We start from the raw sequence: 17,617 nt of genomic DNA, 5'->3' as shown, positions 1-17,617 counted from the left end.
CGCCCGCGGGGCCGGGACGCGAGGAGCGTCCCGGCCCCGCGCCGCATGCCCGGCGGGCCGGAATACAGACGTCCTGTAGTACGGCTTGTCCACCCCGGCCAACCCCGGACGGGTGATCCTTCCGTACAGGCGGAATTCCGGTCCGGATCCGCCACTACACTGCTGAACACAACGCGTCAGGCCCACAGTGTCGTGCGTCTTCCACGCGGCTACCCCCTCCACCGCCTGCGGCCGTCGGGACGGCCGTCCGCACTGGACTTGTGAGGACCCACGTGAGCTCGAAACCTGTCGTACTCATCGCCGAAGAGCTGTCGCCCGCCACCGTCGAGGCGCTCGGCCCGGACTTCGAGATCCGGCACTGCAACGGCGCCGACCGCGCGGAGCTGATCCCCGCGATCGCCGACGTCGACGCCATCCTGGTGCGCTCGGCGACCAAGGTCGACGCGGAGGCCATCGCCACCGCCCGGAAGCTGAAGGTCGTCGCCCGCGCCGGTGTCGGCCTCGACAACGTCGACGTCTCCGCCGCCACCAAGGCCGGCGTGATGGTCGTGAACGCCCCGACCTCCAACATCGTCACCGCCGCCGAGCTCGCCTGCGGCCTGCTCGTCGCGACCGCCCGCAACATCCCGCAGGCCAACACCGCCCTGAAGAACGGCGAGTGGAAGCGCAGCAAGTACACGGGCGTCGAGCTCAGCGAGAAGACCCTCGGCGTCGTCGGCCTCGGCCGCATCGGCGTCCTGGTCGCCCAGCGCATGTCGGCCTTCGGGATGAAGGTCGTCGCCTACGACCCCTACGTGCAGCCCGCGCGCGCCGCCCAGATGGGCGTCAAGATGCTCTCGCTGGACGAGCTGCTGGAGGTCGCCGACTTCATCACCGTGCACCTGCCCAAGACGCCCGAGACCATCGGTCTCATCGGCAACGAGGCCCTGCACAAGGTGAAGCCGTCCGTCCGCATCGTCAACGCCGCGCGCGGCGGAATCGTCGACGAGGCCGCGCTGTACTCGGCCCTCAAGGAGGGCCGCGTCGCCGGCGCCGGCCTCGACGTGTACGCCAAGGAGCCCTGCACGGACTCCCCGCTCTTCGAGCTCGACCAGGTCGTCTGCACCCCGCACCTGGGCGCCTCGACCGACGAGGCCCAGGAGAAGGCCGGCATCGCCGTCGCCAAGTCCGTGCGCCTCGCGCTCGCCGGCGAGCTCGTGCCGGACGCCGTGAACGTCCAGGGCGGCGTCATCGCCGAGGACGTGCGCCCCGGCCTGCCGCTCGCCGAGAAGCTCGGCCGCATCTTCACCGCCCTCGCGGGCGAGGTCGCGGTCCGCCTCGACGTCGAGGTCTGCGGCGAGATCACCCAGCACGACGTCAAGGTGCTGGAACTCTCGGCCCTCAAGGGCGTGTTCGAGGACGTCGTCGACGAGACGGTCTCCTACGTCAACGCCCCGCTGTTCGCGCAGGAGCGCGGTGTCGAGGTGCGCCTGACCACCAGCTCGGAGTCGCCGGACCACCGCAACGTGGTGACCGTGCGCGGCACCCTGTCGGACGGCCAGGAGGTCGCGGTCTCCGGCACCCTGGCCGGCCCCAAGCACCTCCAGAAGATCGTCGGCGTCGGCGAGTACGACGTGGACCTGGCGCTCGCCGACCACATGGTCGTCCTGCGCTACACGGACCGCCCCGGCGTCGTCGGCACCGTCGGCCGGATCCTCGGCGAGGGCGGCCTGAACATCGCGGGCATGCAGGTGGCCCGTGCGGAGGAGCACGGCGAGGCGCTCGCCGTCCTCACCGTGGACGACACCGTCCCGCAGTCCGTGCTCACGGACATCGCGGAGGAGATCGGCGCCACGTCGGCCCGCTCGGTGAACCTGGCCGGCTGACCGCAGCCGCGCCGCACGCACACGGCACAACGGCACAACGGCAAGGGCCCGGGGATCTCGTTCCCCGGGCCCTTGCCGTGTCCGCGCGGCGTGTGAGGTGCGTACGGTGTGTACGGGCTCCGCCGGCCGTCCGGCGGGACCGCTCAGCAGTCGGCCCCGGTGAGGGCGGGCGCCTCGGCCCCGACGGCAGCCGGGAGGCGGCCCGCGCGCCCGCGCAGCAGCGCCGCGGCGAGCACGGCCGTGGCCAGCAGCAGGGCGGCGGCGCCGAGGGCCGCGTAGTGCATTCCGTGGACGAAGGCCTCGCGGGACACGGCCAGCAGCTGCTCGCCGGCGGGGCCGCCGAGCCGGCGGGCGGCGGCGACCGCGGCGCCCAGGGTCTCCCGTGCGGCGGGGTCGGCGCCGGCCAGATCGCTGCGGTAGACGGCGGTGCCGATGCTGCCGAGCAGGGCCATGCCGAGCGCGCCGCCGAACTCGGAGCCGGTCTCCAGCAGGGAGGCGGCCGCTCCGGCCTTCTCGGCGGGGGCTGAGGCCAGGGCCATGTCGGAGACCAGGGACATCACCACGACGATCCCCGAGGAGAGCACCGCGGCGGCGCCGAGCAGCAGCCACAGGGAGTCGGTGCCGACCACGGCGATCAGGACGAACCCGGCCGCGGCGAGGACGAAGCCGCCGGCGATGACGTGGGCGCGGTCGGTCGTGCGGGCCAGGGCCGCGGCGGCGGGGGCGGCGGCGCCGATGGCGACCGAGGGGGCGAGGCTCCAGAGCGCGGCCTCGAGGGTGCCCATGCCGAGGACGGACTGCAGGTACTGGGTGGTGAAGTACGCGGAGCCCATGACGGCGAAGGCGGCGACGGTGTTGAGGGCGATGCCCGCGCCGAAGACGCGGCTGCGGAAGAGGTCCCGGCTGATCAGGGCGTCCTCGCGGGTGCGCTGGCGGCGGACGAAGACGTACCCGAGGACCAGGCCGGCGGCGATCCACAGGCCGCGGGCCGTCGAGAGGCCCTCGGCGGCGATCTCCTTGAGGCCGTAGACGACGGGGAGGACGGCGCCCATCGAGAGCGGGACGCCCAGCAGGTCGAACCGCCCGGGTGCCGGATCCTTGAACTCGGGCACCAGCACCGGCACCAGCGTCAACAGGAGCAGCATCGCGGGCACGTTGACGAGGAAGACCGAGCCCCACCAGAAGTGGTTCAGCATGACGCCGCTCATCACCGAACCGAGGGCGATGCCGCCGGTCATGGCGGCGGACCAGATGGCGATGGCCTTGCCGCGCTGCGCGTCGTCCTGGAAGAGGTTGCGGACCAGGCCCAGCGTGGAGGGCATCAGGGTCGCGCCGCCGATGCCGAGCACGACGCGGGCGAGGATGAGCAGTTCGGCGCTCGGGGCGTAGGCGGCGAGCGTGGAGGCGAGGCCGAAGGCGGCCGCTCCGATCAGCAGCAGCCTGCGGCGGCCGATGCGGTCGCCGAGCGAGCCCATCGTGATGAGCAGCCCGGAGAGGGCGAAGGCGTAGCTGTCGAAGATCCAGAGCTGCTGGGTGGCGCTCGGGTCGAGCTCCCGGGTGATCGCCGGTATGGCGAAGTACAGGACAGAGACGTCCATCGAGACCAGGAGCAGGGGCAGCAGGAGGACGCTGAAGGCGATCCATTCCCGGCGGCCGGCGGGACGTACGGCGGAGTTCGTCATGAGCAGCAATGTACAGACGTCATAAACGTCTGTCTAGAACGATCGTATGGAACTGTTGTCTGTGACGGTCGTCTTGGTACTGTGTCGAGCATGGGACACCGTGAAGATCTGCTCGAAGGCGCCAAGAAGTGCCTGGTCGAAAAGGGTTTTGCGCGCACGACCGCGCGGGACGTCGTGGCCGCCTCGGGCGCGAACCTGGCGTCGATCGGCTATCACTACGGCTCGAAGGACGCCCTGCTGACACAGGCCTACGTGGAGCTGGCGCGGGAGTGGGGCGACGCCTTCAGGCCGGAGGTCGCGGGCGACGGCGGCTCGCTGGAGCGGTTCCGGTCGGTCTGGGAGGGAGTGATCAGCCGTCAGGCCGAGTCGGCGCCCATGTGGGCGGCCAGCATGGAGATCGTCCTCGACCGGGACCGGCTGCCGCAGCTGCGGGAGATGCTGCTCGCCGCGGAGCCGGAGGGGCGCAGGGGGCTGACCTCGATGTTCACCGGCATCCCGGAGGAGGAGCTCGACGAGCGCGACGTCCGCACGCTCGGCGGTCTGTACCAGGCCCTGCTGACCGGCGTGATGGCGCAGTGGCTGTCCAACCCCGAAGGGGCGGTCACGGCCGAGGAACTGACCGAGGCCCTGCGGCGCATCGCCGAGGGAGTGCGCAAGAGCGAGGGCTGACGGGGGCTGACGAGGGCTCACTGGGGCTGACGGGGCCTGACGGGGCCTGACTGGGGCTGGGGTCGCGGCCGGGCTGTCCGGCCGCCGTGCCGTCAGTCTCCGTTCCGTCAGCCTCCGTGCAGGCGGGCGGTCTTGAGGGCCATGTGGAGCAGCAGGCGGTCCTCGCCCTCGTCGAGGTCCAGGCCGGTCAGCTGCTCCACCCGGGCCAGCCGGTAGTACAGGGTCTGCCGGTGGATGCCGAGGGCCGCCGCCGCACGGCCCGCCTGGCCCGCGCAGTCCAGGAACACCTCGGCCGTGCGGGCCAGTTCCCGCTGGGCGGGGGCGAGCAGGGCGCGCGCCGCGGGGTCCTGCGCCGGGTCGACGGCCGCCAGCGCCGACAGCATCCGGTACGGGCCGATCGCCGCCCAGCGGGCCACCGGGCCGAGCCGCGGCTGGGCCGCCGCGGCCCGCGCCGCTGCCGCGGCCTGGGCCCAGGCGCCGCCGAGGTGCGCGAGCCCCCGGCCCGGCTCGGCGATCCCCGCGGCCACCCGCGCCGCCGCGGGCCGGGACGCCGCCCGGGCCGCCCCGGAGGCCGCCGCCCCGGAGGCCGTGCGGGAGCCCGCGCCCGCCGCAGCGGTCGCCGCAGAGCCGGACGCCGTACGGGACCCCGCGCCGGGCCCTGTTCCCGGTCCCGGGCCGGCGGCCGCGCCGGATCCCGTGCCGCCGCCCGCCGCGAGCAGTCGGGCCGCCAGGGTCTCGGCCGGGGTGAGCACGTCCGCCGAGCGGAGCCTGACCAGCAGCGCGAGCGCCGCTGCCCCGCCGCCCGCGCCCGGCCCGTCGGGCGCCCCGGGGCCACCCGGCCCGTCGCTCCCGGAGCTCCCGGAGCTCCCGGAGCCCCCGGAGCCCCCGGAGCCCCCGGAGCCCCCGGAGCCCCCGGACCCCCCCGAACCCCCGGCGCCGTCCCGCCCGGAGGCGTCGCCGCGCCCCGCCCCCGGAACCAGGCACACCGCCGCCGCACCCGGCACCGACGCGGGAGCCTCCCCGGTCCACGGCGCCACGCACACCACTGCATGCAGCCCGTCCGAGGCCGCCGGGCCCAGCGCCGCCCGCAGCGAGGCCACCGCCATGTCCTGCTGCCAGCCCCGCCCGGCCGTGAGCGCCGTGAGGAACTCCCGCGACAGGTCGGCCCCCGCCTTCGCCTCCTGCGCCAGCAGCACCCCGATCCGGTCGGCCACCTCCATCGCCGCGGCCAGCGCCTCCGGCCCGGGGCCGGGCTCCTGGTCCAGCAGCCACACATAGCCCTGCACGATCCCGCGGTAGCGCACCGGCAGGCACAGCCGCCCCCGGAACACCCCCGCATCGGGCGCCGCCGGGATCCGTACCGGGCCGGTGGCCCGCGCGATGCCGAAGCCCTCGAACCAGGCCCGCACCGCGGCCGTCGACTGCCGGGTCAGGATCGAGCGGGTGCGCACCGGGTCCATGGCGAGGTCGTCGTCGCTGTCGTGCGCGCCGAAGGCGATCAGCCGGAAGTCCCGGTTCTCCAGCGTCGCCGGGGCGCCGAGCAGCGCCGAGATCTCGTCCACGAGGTCCTGGTAATCGCCCTTCACCCGGACATTCTCCCACCCGGAAACCCGGTCTTCAGACACATGTATGAGATCGGGGACACGGATGCGTGACAGCTGTCGATGGCAGAGGATCCAGGCCATCCTTAAATTTCACGGTGGTTTTACATGCGTTTTCCTTACGGCCCCCGCCCACCCCCGCGCGGACCGTACGCCTCTTCTGCCACCTGTTGGAGGTCCCCGTGCTGGGTCCCGCGATCCTCGCCGCTTCGCGCAGCGACAAGATGCGCCGAATCGTCTCTGCCGCCCCGGTGACCAAGCCCGTGGTGACCCGCTTCATCCCCGGCGAGACGGTCGACCAGGTCATCCCGATCGTCGAGGACCTCGCGGCCAAGGGCCTGGAGGTCACCCTCGACGTGGTGGGCGAGGACATCACCACCGTGGAGCAGTCCCACGCCGCCCGCGACGCCTACCTCGAGCTCATCGGGCGCCTGAAGGACCTGGGCCTGGGCGAGAAGGCCGAGATGTCGGTCAAGCTGTCGATGTTCGGCCAGGCGCTGGAGGGCGGCCACGAGCTCGCCCTCGCCAACGTCCGCCCGGTCGTCGAGGCCGCCGCCGCCATCGGCACCACCGTCACCCTCGACGCCGAGGACCACACCACCCTCGACTCGATGTTCGCCATCCACGAGGAGCTGCGCCGGGACTTCCCGCAGACCGGCTGCGTGATCCAGGCGTACCTCTTCCGCACCGAGGCCGACGCCCGGCGCCTCGCCGCCGCCGGCAGCCGCGTCCGCATCGTCAAGGGCGCCTACAAGGAGCCCGCCGAGGTCGCGTACCAGGACAAGGGCGAGATCGACAAGGCCTACGTCCGCATCCTGAAGGTCCTGATGGAGGGCGAGGGCTACCCGATGATCGGGTCCCACGACCCGCGCCTGATCGCCATCGGGCAGGAGCTCGCCCGCAAGGCCGGGCGCAAGCTGGACGAGTACGAGTTCCAGATGCTGTACGGCATCCGCAGCGAGGAGCACCTGCGCCTCGCCGCCGAGGGCCACCGCATGCGCGTCTACACCGCGTACGGAACCGACTGGTACGGCTACTTCATGCGCCGCCTCGCGGAGAAGCCCGCGAACCTGCTCTTCTTCCTCCGCTCGATGATCACCAAGAACTAGGTCAAGGAGTTACCTTCCCCATGGATGCTGTGACCCAGGTCCCCGCCCCGGTCAACGAGCCGGTCCACTCGTACGCCCCCGGCAGCGCCGAGCGCGCGCGTCTCGAGGCGCAGCTCAAGCAGCTGTCCGAGAACCCGATCGACCTGCCGATGACGATCAACGGCGTCAAGCGGATGGGCGGCGGCGAGCGCTTCGACGTGGTCCAGCCGCACGATCACAAGTCGGTGATCGGCACCTACGCCAACGCCACGCAGGCAGACGCCCAGGACGCGGTCGACGCCGCCCTGGCCGCCGCCCCCGCCTGGCGCGCCATGTCCTTCGACGACCGCGCCGCGATCATCCTGCGCGCCGCCGAGCTGCTCGCCGGCCCGTGGCGCGAGAAGCTGGCCGCCTCCACCATGCTCGGCCAGTCGAAGACCGCCCAGCAGGCCGAGATCGACACGCCGTGCGAGCTCGTCGACTTCTGGCGCTTCAACGTCCACTTCGCCCGCCAGATCCTGGCCGAGCAGCCGGTCGCGAACTCCGCCGGCGTGTGGAACCGCAGCGACCACCGCCCGCTCGAGGGCTTCGTCTACGCGATCACCCCCTTCAACTTCACCGCCATCGCCGGCAACCTGCCGACCGCCCCCGCCCTCATGGGCAACGTGGTCGTCTGGAAGCCGTCCCCGACGCAGACCCACTCCGCGGTCCTCCTCATGGAGCTCCTGGAGGAGGCCGGCCTGCCCAAGGGCGTCATCAACCTGGTGACGGGCGACGGCATCGCCGTCTCCGAGGTGGCCCTGAACCACCCCGAGCTCGCCGGCATCCACTTCACCGGCTCGACCAAGACCTTCCAGTACCTGTGGAAGACGGTCGGCAACAACATCGAGAAGTACAAGTCCTACCCGCGCCTCGTCGGCGAGACCGGCGGCAAGGACTTCGTCGTCGCGCACCCCTCCGCGGACCGCGCCGTCCTGAAGACCGCCCTGACCCGCGGCTCCTTCGAGTTCCAGGGCCAGAAGTGCTCGGCGTCCTCCCGCGCCTACATCCCGGCCTCCATCTGGAACGACGGCTTCAAGGAGCAGTTCGCGGCCGAGGTCGACGGCATCGCCATGGGTGACGTCCGCGACCTGACCAACTTCATCGGCGCCGTCATCGACGAGCGCTCCTTCGCCAAGAACAAGGCCGCGATCGACCGCGCCAAGGCCGACCCGACCTGCACCATCGTCGCCGGCGGCACGTACGACGACTCCGAGGGCTACTTCGTGCGCCCGACCGTCATCGAGTGCACCGACCCGGAGAACGAGGTCTTCACGACCGAGTACTTCGGCCCGATCCTCGCCGTGCACGTCTACGAGGACGAGAAGTTCGACGAGATGCTCGCGCAGATGGAGTCCGTCTCGGCCTACGCCCTGACCGGCTCGGTCATCGCCGGCGACCGCTACGCGGCCGCGGACGCGATGGACAAGCTGCGCTTCGCCGCGGGCAACTTCTACATCAACGACAAGTCCACCGGCGCCGTCGTCGGCCAGCAGCCCTTCGGCGGCGGCCGCGCCTCGGGCACCAACGACAAGGCCGGCGCCGCCAGCAACCTGACCCGCTGGGTCTCGACGCGCTCCATCAAGGAGACGCTGGTCCCGCCGACCGAGTACGGCTACCCGCACATGGGCTGACCGTCCCCCACAGGGGCTGACCGCCCCGCAGAAACCCCGCCCCCGCTCCGGTACCCCCAAGCCCGGAGCGGGGGCGGTATCCATTTCAGGCCCGTGCTGCCGGGACCACCAGAACCACCTTGCCGAGGTTGCGCCGCTCCTCGACGAGCCGGTGCGCCCGGGCGGCCTCGGCGAGCGGGATCTCCCCGTGCACGGCGGGGCGCAGCGTGCCCGCGGTGTACGCCTCCCACAGCCCGCGCCGCCAGGCCTCGTACTCCTCGGGCCGGCCCTGGGCCACGGCCCGGATCTGGAAGCCGATCACCGAGGCCCCGCGCACCAGCAGCTCGTACGCCTCCACGGTGCCGCCGCCCGAGCTGTACGCCACCAGCCGGCCGCCGGTGGCCAGGGCCCGCACGGCGGGGCCGAGCAGCTCGCCGCCGACCCCGTCGAGGACGACGTCGTAGGGCGCGCCCCAGGCGTCGGGCTCGGCATACACCACGACCTCGTCGGCGCCGAGGCCCCGTACGAAGTCCGCCTTGTCCCGGCTGGAGACGGCGGCGACCACGCGCCCCGCCCCCTCGGCCCGGGCCAGCTGCACGGCGAGGCTGCCGACCCCGCTCGCGGCGGCCGTGACCAGCACCGACTCGCCGGGCCGGATCCGCCCGGCCGCCACTGCGCCACGGGCGACGAGCCCACTGCGCACCAGGGCGACGGCCTCCACGGCGCCGGCCCCCTCGGGCACGGGCGAGACGAACGGCGCCGCGAGCAGCGCGTACTCGGCGTAGCCGTGCCCGAAGCACAGCCCGGTGACGCGGTCGCCGACGGCGAAGCCGGAAACACCCTTCCCGAGCGCGGCGACGGTCCCGGCGACCTCCCCGCCGAGCGGTATCGCCTCGCTGCCCTCCCGCACCTTGCGCACCACGGGCAGGGTGACCCCGACGGCCTCGACCGCGACGAGCACCTCCCCGGGCCCCGGCACGGGCACCGCCACGTCCTCCGCGAACAACACCTCGGGCCCGCCGGACACCTCGTACCGGATGCGCAGCACGGCAACCTCCCCTGTTGACGATCTTGGTCGCCTCCGAGGATAGGCGGGCGGCACTTCGGCCCGGGGGGCCCGGCGTCAGACCTCGACCATGACCTGCGGGAGGGACTTGCGGACCAGGTCCGGGACCTCGCAGTCGTCGGACGGGTAGCCGACCGGGATGACGGCGAAGGCCTTCTCGTTCTGCGGGCGGCCGAGGACGTGGGAGAGGAAGCGCATCGGGCTCGGGGTGTGGATCAGGGCGGCCAGGCCGGACAGGTGCAGGGCGGTCAGGAGCATCCCGACCGCGATGCCGACCGACTCGTCGACGTAGTAGTGCTTGCGCTTCGTGCCGTCGGGCCCCAGCCAGTACCGCTGCTGGAAGACGACGATCAGGGCCGGGGCGTCGGTGAGGTGGGCCTTGACCGCGTCCGTGCCGAGGGGGCGCAGGGCCTGGAGCCACTCGTCGCCGAGCCGGCCGTCGTAGGAGATCTCCTCCTCCTGCTCGGCCGCGGCCCGGATCTGCTGCCGCACGGCCGGGTCCTTGACCAGGACGAACGTCCACGGCTGCTGGTGCGCCCCGGACGGCGCGGTCGCGGCGCAGGCGATGGCGTCGCGGACCGCCTGCTCGGGCACGGGGTCAGGGGAGAAGGAGCGTACGGTGCGCCGCTCGTCCATCCGGTTGCGCAACTCGGCGGCGCGCGCCAGCGATTCGCTGCTCGGCATGCGCGCCGGCCGGTAGGCGACGGGCCGGTACGGCTGGCCGTGGGTCGGGGTCCACTGCTGGGCGGTAGGCGACATGGGACGAGTGTGCCGACGGGGGAACCGCCGGGGCCAGCGGTGCGTCCTGCCCGGTTGTCCGTTCTGTGCCGACAGGGGGGTAATGGCGGTGACGAGCACCGGTCGATTCCTGGAGTGGGAAGGCTGTTTCAACGTCCGAGACCTTGGGGGCCCGGGCGGGCCGGACGGGGTCGCCCCCGGGGCGGCGGTCCGCGCCGACGCCCTCGACCGGCTCACCGCCCGCGGCTGGACCACCCTGGCCGCCCACGGCATCCGCACCGTCGTCGACCTGCGGGATGACGGGGAGGTCCGGCCGGACCGCGCACCGCGTCCGCCGGGCCTGACCACCGTCCGCATCCCCCTCGACGGCATCGAGCACCGCGACTTCTGGGACCACTGGTGGGGCACCCCGGGCTTCGCAACACCCGCCTACTTCCGGCCTTTTCTGACCCGTTTCCCGGACCGCGTCGCGGCCGTCGCCACCGCGATCGCCGACGCGCCGCCCGGCGGAGTGGCCTTCCACTGCGGCCTGGGCCGCGACCGCACCGGCATCATCGCGCTCGTGCTGCTGCGCCTGGCGGGCGCGAGCCCCGAGGAGGTCGCCGACGACCATGCGCTCAGCGAGCCGCGGGTGCGCGCGATGCACGCCGCGCAGGGCCGCCCGTACGACAGCGCCGAGATCGACGCCTACCTCTCCGGGCTCGGCACCACCGCGCACGCGCTCGCCCGGGACGCGGCCGCCGGCCTGGACGCCGGACCGTACCTGCGGGCCGCGGGCATGGACGCCGGGGCGCTGCGGCGGCTCGAACGGCGGTTGCGGGGGCGTTGATACCGTCGGGGGATGGGGATCGTGGTGCGGCACACCAGTGGGCTCGGTGCGGGCGAGCTCGGTGAGGTGCGGCGGCTGCTCGTCGGGGCCTTCGACGGGGACTTCGGCGCCGAGGACTTCGAGCACGCCCTCGGCGGGATGCACGTCCTCGTGCGGGACGGGTCCGGTCTCGTCGCGCACGGCAGCGTCGTGCAGCGGCGCGTCGTGCACCGCGGCCGGGCGCTGCGCACCGGATACGTGGAGGCCGTCGCCGTCCGCGCGGACCGGCGCGGCCGCGGGCTGGCCGGGCAGGTGATGGCCGCCCTGGAGGAGGTGGTCTCCGGGGCGTACGTGCTCGGCGCGCTCTCCGCCTCCGAGGCGGGGGCGGGCCTGTACGCCGCCCGCGGCTGGACCAGGTGGGCCGGCCGGATCGGGGCGCTCTCGCCGGCCGGGCCGGTGGCGCTGCCCGAGGAGGAGGGCTCCGCCTACGTGTGGGCGCCTCCCGGCGGGACCCTGCCGGATCCCGCCGAGGGGCTCTGGTTCGACTGGCGCGACGGGGACGTGCTGTAGCCGGTCCCTAGCTTCCGCTGGTGCTGGGGGCGCCCGTTTCGATGTGGCCCGTGTAGCGGCGGGACCAGGTGCCGTCGATGTCGGCCAGGACCGTGAAGTCGTACCAGCCCTTGGTGTAGGCGACGGCGTTGAAGTAGTCCTCGCGCGAGGAGTTCGCCGGGACGGTGTAGGTCCACGGCCCGTCCGTGCGGTAGGCGTTCGAGCGGATCGTGAAGGTGACCGCGGAGGCCGAGCTGTTGGTCATCTTGAACCAGATCGCCGTTTTTCCGGTCCCTGCCTCCACGGCGTAGCGGGCCGCGACCTCGATCGCCTTGCCCGCCTTCGTGGCGTCGCCGATGAAGCGCCGCAGGAACCGGTTCGGACCGTACATGGAGATGTCGTACTTCCCGGAGCCGCTGCCCAGGCCGATGCTGAACCAGTCGCTCGCCGTGGAGCCCGGGTCGACCGTGTACTGCCAGGCCGCCGTGTCCCGGTACTGGTGGGGGTGGATCGAGAAGTGCGCGGCCTGCTTGGCCTCCGGACCCTGGTTGGTCATCGAGAACCAGGCCAGGATCTTCCCGGCGGCGCCGAACTCGAACCGGTCCAGGTTGCCGTTCACCTGGTACGGCAGGGCCCGCGCGGGCCGCGTCCCGGGTTCCTGGCCCGGCAGCGCGTTGTCCTGCGGCGCCGGATTGGGCAGCGGGCCGCACGTCGCCTGCCCGATGACCTTCGCGGTCGACGGGAGCCCGGCCGGGACCCCGTACACCGGGCGCGTGAAGTCGAAGACCCCCGTCAGGTCGCCGACGACCTTGCGGCGCCAGGCGCTGATGTTCGGGCACAGGGCGGGCGTGCCCAGGGCCTTGGTCCAGGTCTCCATGAAGCGGAGCACCGAGGTGTGGTCGAACACCTCCGAGCTGACCCAGCCGCCGCGCGTCCACGGGGACATGACGAGCATCGGCACCCGGAAGCCGAGGCCGATCGGCACGCCGTCGATGTACTCGCCCGGGGTGCCCGGCGGGGCGACAGGCGGCGGCACGTGGTCGAAGAAGCCGTCGTTCTCGTCGTAGTTGAGGAACAGGACGGTGGAGTCGAAGACCTCCGGGTTGGCGGCGAGCGCCCGGTAGACCAGGTCCACGAAGTGCGCGCCGTCGCCGGGCGGGGCGTACGGGTGCTCGGAGAAGGCCTGGTTGGCCACCACCCAGGAGACCTGCGGCAGGGTGCCGGCGACGGCATCGGCGCGGATGGCGGCGGCGATGTCGTCCGGGGTGGATCCGGTGGCCTTCGGCACCGAGGCCATGCCCCGGTCCCACAGCGGGTCGCCGGGGGCGGCGTCGGTGAACTTCCTGAAGTAGGCGAGGCCGTTGTCCCCGTAATTGTCCTGGGCGTTCTGGTAGACCTTCCAGGTCATCCCGGCGCGCTGGAGGGCCTCGGCGTACGTCTCCCAGGTCAGCCCGGACTCGTCGCCGCCGTCCTTGCTGGAGGCGTCGACCGCGCCGCTCCACAGGAACGTCCGGTTGGGGCCGGTCGCGCTCAGGGTGGAGCAGAAGTAGGCGTCGCAGATGGTGTAGTTGTCGGCGAGGGCGTAGTGGAAGGGGATGTCCGCACGGTCCAGGTAGCCGAGGGTGCGGGTGTTGCCGACGCCCAGCACCCAGTTGTCCATCCGGCCGTTGTTCCAGGCGGCGTGCTGCGAGGACCAGCTGTGCGGCAGGTCCCCGTTGCACTGGGCGAGGGTCTCGCCGTCCACCCCGCCCGCCGGCGGGGTCGCGCTGAGCTTCCACGGGTACTGGCGCCCGCCCCAGTTGGGCTGGTTGAAGGTGCCCCAGCCGCCCGGGATGTTGCCGGCCGCCCGGTCGCCGAAGCCGCGGACGCCCTTCAGCCTGCCGAAGTAGTGGTCGAAGCTGCGGTTCTCCTGCATCAGGATCACCACGTGCTTCACATCGGTGAGGGTGCCGGTCGCGGCGGCCGCCGCCGCCGTGGTCGCCGTGGCCGCGGGCAGGGCCGCCCCGGCCACCAGCCCGGCGCCGATTCCCACGAAGCCCCTGCGGCTGATCGGTGTCACTGACTTCCCGCCTCCAACTCCAGTGCCCCGGCGGCACATCGACGGACAGCGTGGGGGACGCCGGGCCAAAGGTCTACATCCGTGCGGCAAGAAGTCCGTGAACAACAGGGTGGCCGGAATCAGCTGTCGAGACGGACCAGCATCTTGCCCAGATTGCCCCCGCGCAGCATGCCCAGGAAGGCGTCCACGGTGTGCTCGATGCCCTGCACAACGGTGGTGTCGGTGCCCACGCGCCCGCTGCGCAGGTGCGGGACCAGGAAGTCCTCCAGCTCGTCCTGGAGATTGGTGTGGTGGCGAACCAATACCCCTTCCAGGCACAGCGACTTGTGCACGACCTCGAAGAGGTTGCGGGGAGCGGCCGGCGAGCGGTCCCCGTTGTACATCGAGATCCCGCCGACCCAGGCGATCCGGCCGAACTCCCGCAGCCCCTCGATCGCGCCCTCCAAGTGGTCACCGCCCACGTTGTCCACGTAGACGTCGATTCCGTCCGGCGCCGCCTTCGCGAGCTGCTCGGCGACCGGTCCGTCGTGGTAGTCGAAGGCCGCGTCGAAGCCCAGCACCTCCGTCAGGTGGCGGACCTTCGCCGCCGAGCCCGCGCTGCCCACGATCCGGCGGGCGCCCAGCAGCCGGGCGATGTGGCCGGTGGCGGTGCCGACCCCGCCCGCCGCGGCGGAGACGAACAGGTCCTCGCCCTCGCGCAGGCGCGCGGTCCGGGTCAGGGCGGCGTAGGCGGTCAGGCCGGTGCCTCCGAGGATGCTCAGGTACGCCTCCAGCGGGACCCCCTCGTGCCCGCGGAGCTTGCGCGTGCCGTCGACGCCGAGCGTGACGAGCGCGTGGGTGCGCCAGCCCTCGCGGTGGAAGACCAGGTCGCCCTCCTGCAGGCCCGGGTCGCGGGAGGCGATCACCCGGCCCACGGCCCGGCCCTCCATCGGGGCGTGCAGCGCGAAGCCGCCCTCGCCGCCGTCCAACAGCCCGCGGTGGTACGGGTCCACGGAGAGCAGCAGGTTCTGCACCAGGGCGGTGCCCGGGGCGGGGGAGGGGACGGGAGTGCGGACGAGGGTGAAGCCGGCAGGGTCGGGGAAGCCGGTGGGGCGGGCGGTCAGGTGGACGGCGACAGCGGTGTTCTCGGTCATGATCGAGACGTTAGGAAGGAATCCGCGGGCCGGGCAGAGGGTTTGGCTCATGGAAGCCGAAGAACCGTGAACGCCGCTCATAGACCGAGGTGAACGCCCCGATGGCAGGTGCAGGACCGGCCGAACTCGCCCCCCAGGAGCTGCGGGTCCTGGTCGCCGTCGCCGAGGCCGGCGGCTTCTCCGCCGCGGCGGCCCGCCTCGGCGTGACCCAGTCCGCCGTCTCGCACTCGGTGCGCGGCAGCGAGGCCAAGCTCGGCGCGGTCCTCTTCGAGCGCGGCCGCTCCGGCGCCGTGCCCACCGCGGCGGGGGAGCGGGCCGTCGCCCTCGGCCGCCGCATCCTCAGGCTGTACGAGGTCCTCGGCACCGAGGCGCGCGCCGCCGGCCGGGACGCCCCGGAGGGAGTGCTGCGCATCGCGGCGTTCCGCAGCGCGGCCCTGCACCTGCTGCCGCCCGCCCTGGAGCGGCTCACCGCGCGGCACCCCGGCATCCGCCCTGAGGTGCGGGTGGTGCGGGAACTGGGCGCCGGCACGGCCGGAGAAGTGGCCGCCGGCCGCGCCGACCTGGGCATCGCCACCCTGAACGCGGACGGCTCCGGCCTGCCGCCGGGCGTGCTGACCGGTGTCCTGGCGCGGGAGTCGTACGCCCTGGTCCACCCGGCCGGGCACCCGGACCCGAAGTCGCTGCCCCTGCTGGACTGGGACGAGAACTGCGGCTCGTACACCCGTGCGTGGTGGCGGGCCCAGGACTGGATCCCGTGCGCCACGGTCAAGGCGGAGGACGACGGGATGGTGCTGACGATGGTCGGGCGGGGGCTGGGCATGGCGATCATGCCGGAGCTGTCGCTGCGCGAGGCCGGCGACGCCGTCGAGATCACCGGTTTGGGCCCTGCGGGGCCGGTGAGACAGGTGGGGTACGTCACCACACCGGAATCCGCCGCCACACTCGCCGTACGGGCTCTGATCAGGGAACTCCGCTCCGAGCGGGACCGCTAGCCGACGTCCGACGGGGGCCGTCCGGCGGGCTGTGCGTCTCAGATAGTAGGAAGTCCGAGTAATTGCGGAGACATACAGCGGGACCTGCCCTAGCTTTGTAGGAGCCGAACGTCTCGCTGTATCCGGCGAATGGCGGCCGATGACGCGCGCCCCGGCAGGCAACCCCTGCGGCGCAGCGCTCCCGCCCCTTCCGGCGCCTTGAAGGAACCCCTCATCCGTGGCCCCGCCACGCCGTGATCTCAAGGAGTCGATCACCATGACCAAGACCTCCCCCGCCGCCCCGCGCCGCGTCCGCCGCTCCTCCGCCGGCGAGGCCGACCGCAGGAACGCCGCCGCCGCGCTGCAGCGCGCCCTCGACCGCCGCGACAACGGCGGCGCGACCGGCCACTGAGCCGCCGCCGCGACCCCGCCTCACACCCCTCCCACGCCGGTCCCGCCCGAAGCCATTGGTCCACATGGTGGACGTCATATGTCTACGGGCTGGGACACGGAGTACGGTTCCGACATGTCGACCAGCATCAATCTCGCAGTGATCCCCGGTGATGGCATCGGCCAGGAAGTCGTGGCTCAGGGCCTCAAGGTCCTTACCGCGGTCCTGCCCGAGGACGTGAAGCTGGAGACCAAGGAGTACGACCTCGGCGCCCAGCGCTGGCACCGCACCGGCGAGACCCTCCCGGACGCCGAGCTCGAGGCCCTGAAGCAGCACGACGCGATCCTGCTCGGCGCCATCGGAGACCCCTCGGTCCCCTCCGGCGTGCTGGAGCGCGGCCTGCTGCTGAAGCTCCGCTTCGCCTTCGACCACTTCATCAACCTGCGCCCCTCGAAGCTCTTCCCGAACACGGCCACCCCGCTCGCCGGCCGCCCGGAGATCGACTTCGTGGTGGTCCGCGAGGGCACCGAGGGCCCGTACACCGGCAACGGCGGCTCCCTGCGCACCGGCACCCCGGCCGAGGTGGCCACCGAGGTCAGCATCAACACCGCGTACGGCGTCGAGCGCGTCGTGCGGGACGCCTACGAGCGCGCCAACGCCCGCCCGCGCAAGAAGCTGACGCTGGTCCACAAGAACAACGTCCTCGTGTACGCGGGCCACATGTGGAAGAACATCTTCGACAAGGTCGGCCGGGAGTACCCCGAGGTCACCACCGACTACCTGCACGTCGACGCCGCGACGATCTTCTTCGTCACGCAGCCCGAGCGCTTCGACGTCATCGTCACCGACAACCTCTTCGGTGACATCCTGACCGACCTGGCTGCCGCCGTGACCGGCGGGATCGGCCTGGCCGCGTCCGGGAACATCAACCCGACCGGCACCTTCCCGTCCATGTTCGAGCCCGTCCACGGTTCGGCCCCGGACATCGCGGGCACCGGCAAGGCCGACCCGACCGCCACGGTCCTGTCGGTCGCCCTCCTGCTGCGCCACCTCGGCTTCGAGGCGCAGGCCGCCCGCATCGAGGAGGCCGTCTCGGCCGACCTCGCGGAGCGCGACGGCACCTTCCGCACCACCGACCGGATCGGCGACGCGCTCGCCGCACGAGTAGCCGGCTGACCCGGCAGCTCCACCCCAGGAAGCCGCCGGGTCGCGCGACCATCGCACCCGGCGGCTTTTCCTGTGCGGCCCCGGGTGCCACCATCTCCCCTGGGCCGCATACTCCCCGCTTCACCGAAGCGATCGCGCGGGCGATAATCGAACGCGAGGCCGCGGAATGCGGGGAAGC

At 72.8% G+C, this 17,617-nt stretch carries 15 protein-coding genes; 9 read left to right on the top strand and 6 right to left on the bottom strand.

The window, feature by feature from the left end:
- Nucleotides 1-272: 272 nt before the first annotated feature.
- Nucleotides 273-1,865 carry a phosphoglycerate dehydrogenase gene (serA, locus tag ABZ924_RS25105; RefSeq protein ID WP_361913899.1) on the top strand — a complete coding sequence of 531 codons (1,593 nt, stop codon included), beginning with the start codon at nt 273-275 and terminating at the stop codon, nt 1,863-1,865.
- Nucleotides 1,866-2,008: 143 nt separating this feature from the next.
- Here serA and ABZ924_RS25100 read toward each other — a convergent pair whose 3' ends face one another.
- Nucleotides 2,009-3,547 carry an MFS transporter gene (locus tag ABZ924_RS25100; RefSeq protein WP_361913896.1) on the bottom strand — a complete coding sequence of 513 codons (1,539 nt, stop codon included), beginning with the start codon at nt 3,545-3,547 and terminating at the stop codon, nt 2,009-2,011.
- 90 nt (nt 3,548-3,637) lie between these two features.
- Here ABZ924_RS25100 and ABZ924_RS25095 point away from each other — a divergent pair, with 90 nt between their 5' ends.
- Nucleotides 3,638-4,216 carry a TetR/AcrR family transcriptional regulator gene (locus ABZ924_RS25095; protein ID WP_361913893.1) on the top strand — a complete coding sequence of 193 codons (579 nt, stop codon included), beginning with the start codon at nt 3,638-3,640 and terminating at the stop codon, nt 4,214-4,216.
- A gap of 107 nt (nt 4,217-4,323) precedes the next feature.
- On the opposite strand, the gene ABZ924_RS25090 is transcribed toward ABZ924_RS25095, so the two are convergent.
- Nucleotides 4,324-5,802: a helix-turn-helix domain-containing protein gene (locus ABZ924_RS25090; RefSeq protein ID WP_361913890.1), complete on the bottom strand. Its 1,479-nt coding sequence runs from the start codon at nt 5,800-5,802 to the stop codon at nt 4,324-4,326.
- Between the two features lie 197 nt (nt 5,803-5,999).
- Here ABZ924_RS25090 and ABZ924_RS25085 point away from each other — a divergent pair, with 197 nt between their 5' ends.
- Nucleotides 6,000-6,926, top strand: a complete 927-nt coding sequence (locus ABZ924_RS25085) for a proline dehydrogenase family protein (protein WP_361913887.1) — start codon at nt 6,000-6,002, stop codon at nt 6,924-6,926.
- A gap of 20 nt (nt 6,927-6,946) precedes the next feature.
- Nucleotides 6,947-8,578: an L-glutamate gamma-semialdehyde dehydrogenase gene (pruA, locus tag ABZ924_RS25080; protein WP_361913884.1), complete on the top strand. Its 1,632-nt coding sequence runs from the start codon at nt 6,947-6,949 to the stop codon at nt 8,576-8,578.
- 85 nt (nt 8,579-8,663) lie between these two features.
- Here pruA and ABZ924_RS25075 read toward each other — a convergent pair whose 3' ends face one another.
- Nucleotides 8,664-9,605 carry a zinc-binding dehydrogenase gene (locus ABZ924_RS25075; RefSeq protein WP_361913881.1) on the bottom strand — a complete coding sequence of 314 codons (942 nt, stop codon included), beginning with the start codon at nt 9,603-9,605 and terminating at the stop codon, nt 8,664-8,666.
- A 75-nt stretch (nt 9,606-9,680) separates the two neighbouring features.
- The gene (locus tag ABZ924_RS25070) at nt 9,681-10,382 is read right to left on the bottom strand and encodes a nitroreductase family protein (RefSeq protein WP_361913878.1); all 702 of its coding nucleotides are present in this window, start codon (nt 10,380-10,382) and stop codon (nt 9,681-9,683) included.
- An 82-nt stretch (nt 10,383-10,464) separates the two neighbouring features.
- On the opposite strand from ABZ924_RS25070, the gene ABZ924_RS25065 reads away from it, so the two are divergent.
- Together ABZ924_RS25065 and ABZ924_RS25060 are read left to right on the top strand one after the other, a co-directional pair.
- A complete protein-coding gene (locus ABZ924_RS25065; protein WP_361913875.1) occupies nt 10,465-11,190 on the top strand; it encodes a tyrosine-protein phosphatase in 726 nt (241 codons plus the stop codon).
- A 12-nt stretch (nt 11,191-11,202) separates the two neighbouring features.
- Nucleotides 11,203-11,739: a GNAT family N-acetyltransferase gene (locus ABZ924_RS25060; RefSeq protein WP_361913872.1), complete on the top strand. Its 537-nt coding sequence runs from the start codon at nt 11,203-11,205 to the stop codon at nt 11,737-11,739.
- 7 nt (nt 11,740-11,746) lie between these two features.
- Here ABZ924_RS25060 and ABZ924_RS25055 read toward each other — a convergent pair whose 3' ends face one another.
- Together ABZ924_RS25055 and ABZ924_RS25050 are read right to left on the bottom strand one after the other, a co-directional pair.
- Nucleotides 11,747-13,777, bottom strand: a complete 2,031-nt coding sequence (locus ABZ924_RS25055) for a phosphocholine-specific phospholipase C (RefSeq protein ID WP_361913869.1) — start codon at nt 13,775-13,777, stop codon at nt 11,747-11,749.
- Between the two features lie 119 nt (nt 13,778-13,896).
- Nucleotides 13,897-14,910 (bottom strand): NADP-dependent oxidoreductase, encoded by a 1,014-nt coding sequence (locus ABZ924_RS25050; protein ID WP_361913866.1) that lies wholly within the window; start codon nt 14,908-14,910, stop codon nt 13,897-13,899.
- A 101-nt stretch (nt 14,911-15,011) separates the two neighbouring features.
- On the opposite strand from ABZ924_RS25050, the gene ABZ924_RS25045 reads away from it, so the two are divergent.
- The 3 genes from ABZ924_RS25045 to ABZ924_RS25035 all read left to right on the top strand — a co-directional run bounded on the left by ABZ924_RS25045 (nt 15,012) and on the right by ABZ924_RS25035 (nt 17,448).
- Nucleotides 15,012-15,902: a LysR family transcriptional regulator gene (locus ABZ924_RS25045; protein WP_361913863.1), complete on the top strand. Its 891-nt coding sequence runs from the start codon at nt 15,012-15,014 to the stop codon at nt 15,900-15,902.
- Nucleotides 15,903-16,158: 256 nt separating this feature from the next.
- Nucleotides 16,159-16,293: a hypothetical protein gene (locus tag ABZ924_RS25040; RefSeq protein ID WP_361913860.1), complete on the top strand. Its 135-nt coding sequence runs from the start codon at nt 16,159-16,161 to the stop codon at nt 16,291-16,293.
- A 114-nt stretch (nt 16,294-16,407) separates the two neighbouring features.
- Nucleotides 16,408-17,448: a 3-isopropylmalate dehydrogenase gene (locus ABZ924_RS25035; RefSeq protein WP_361913858.1), complete on the top strand. Its 1,041-nt coding sequence runs from the start codon at nt 16,408-16,410 to the stop codon at nt 17,446-17,448.
- The last annotated feature ends 169 nt before the right edge of the window (nt 17,449-17,617 follow it).

Origin of the sequence: Streptomyces sp. NPDC046876 (assembly GCF_040645035.1) — a bacterium.
Classification (GTDB): domain Bacteria; phylum Actinomycetota; class Actinomycetes; order Streptomycetales; family Streptomycetaceae; genus Streptomyces.
This window is presented reverse-complemented; position numbering and strand designations above follow the sequence as displayed.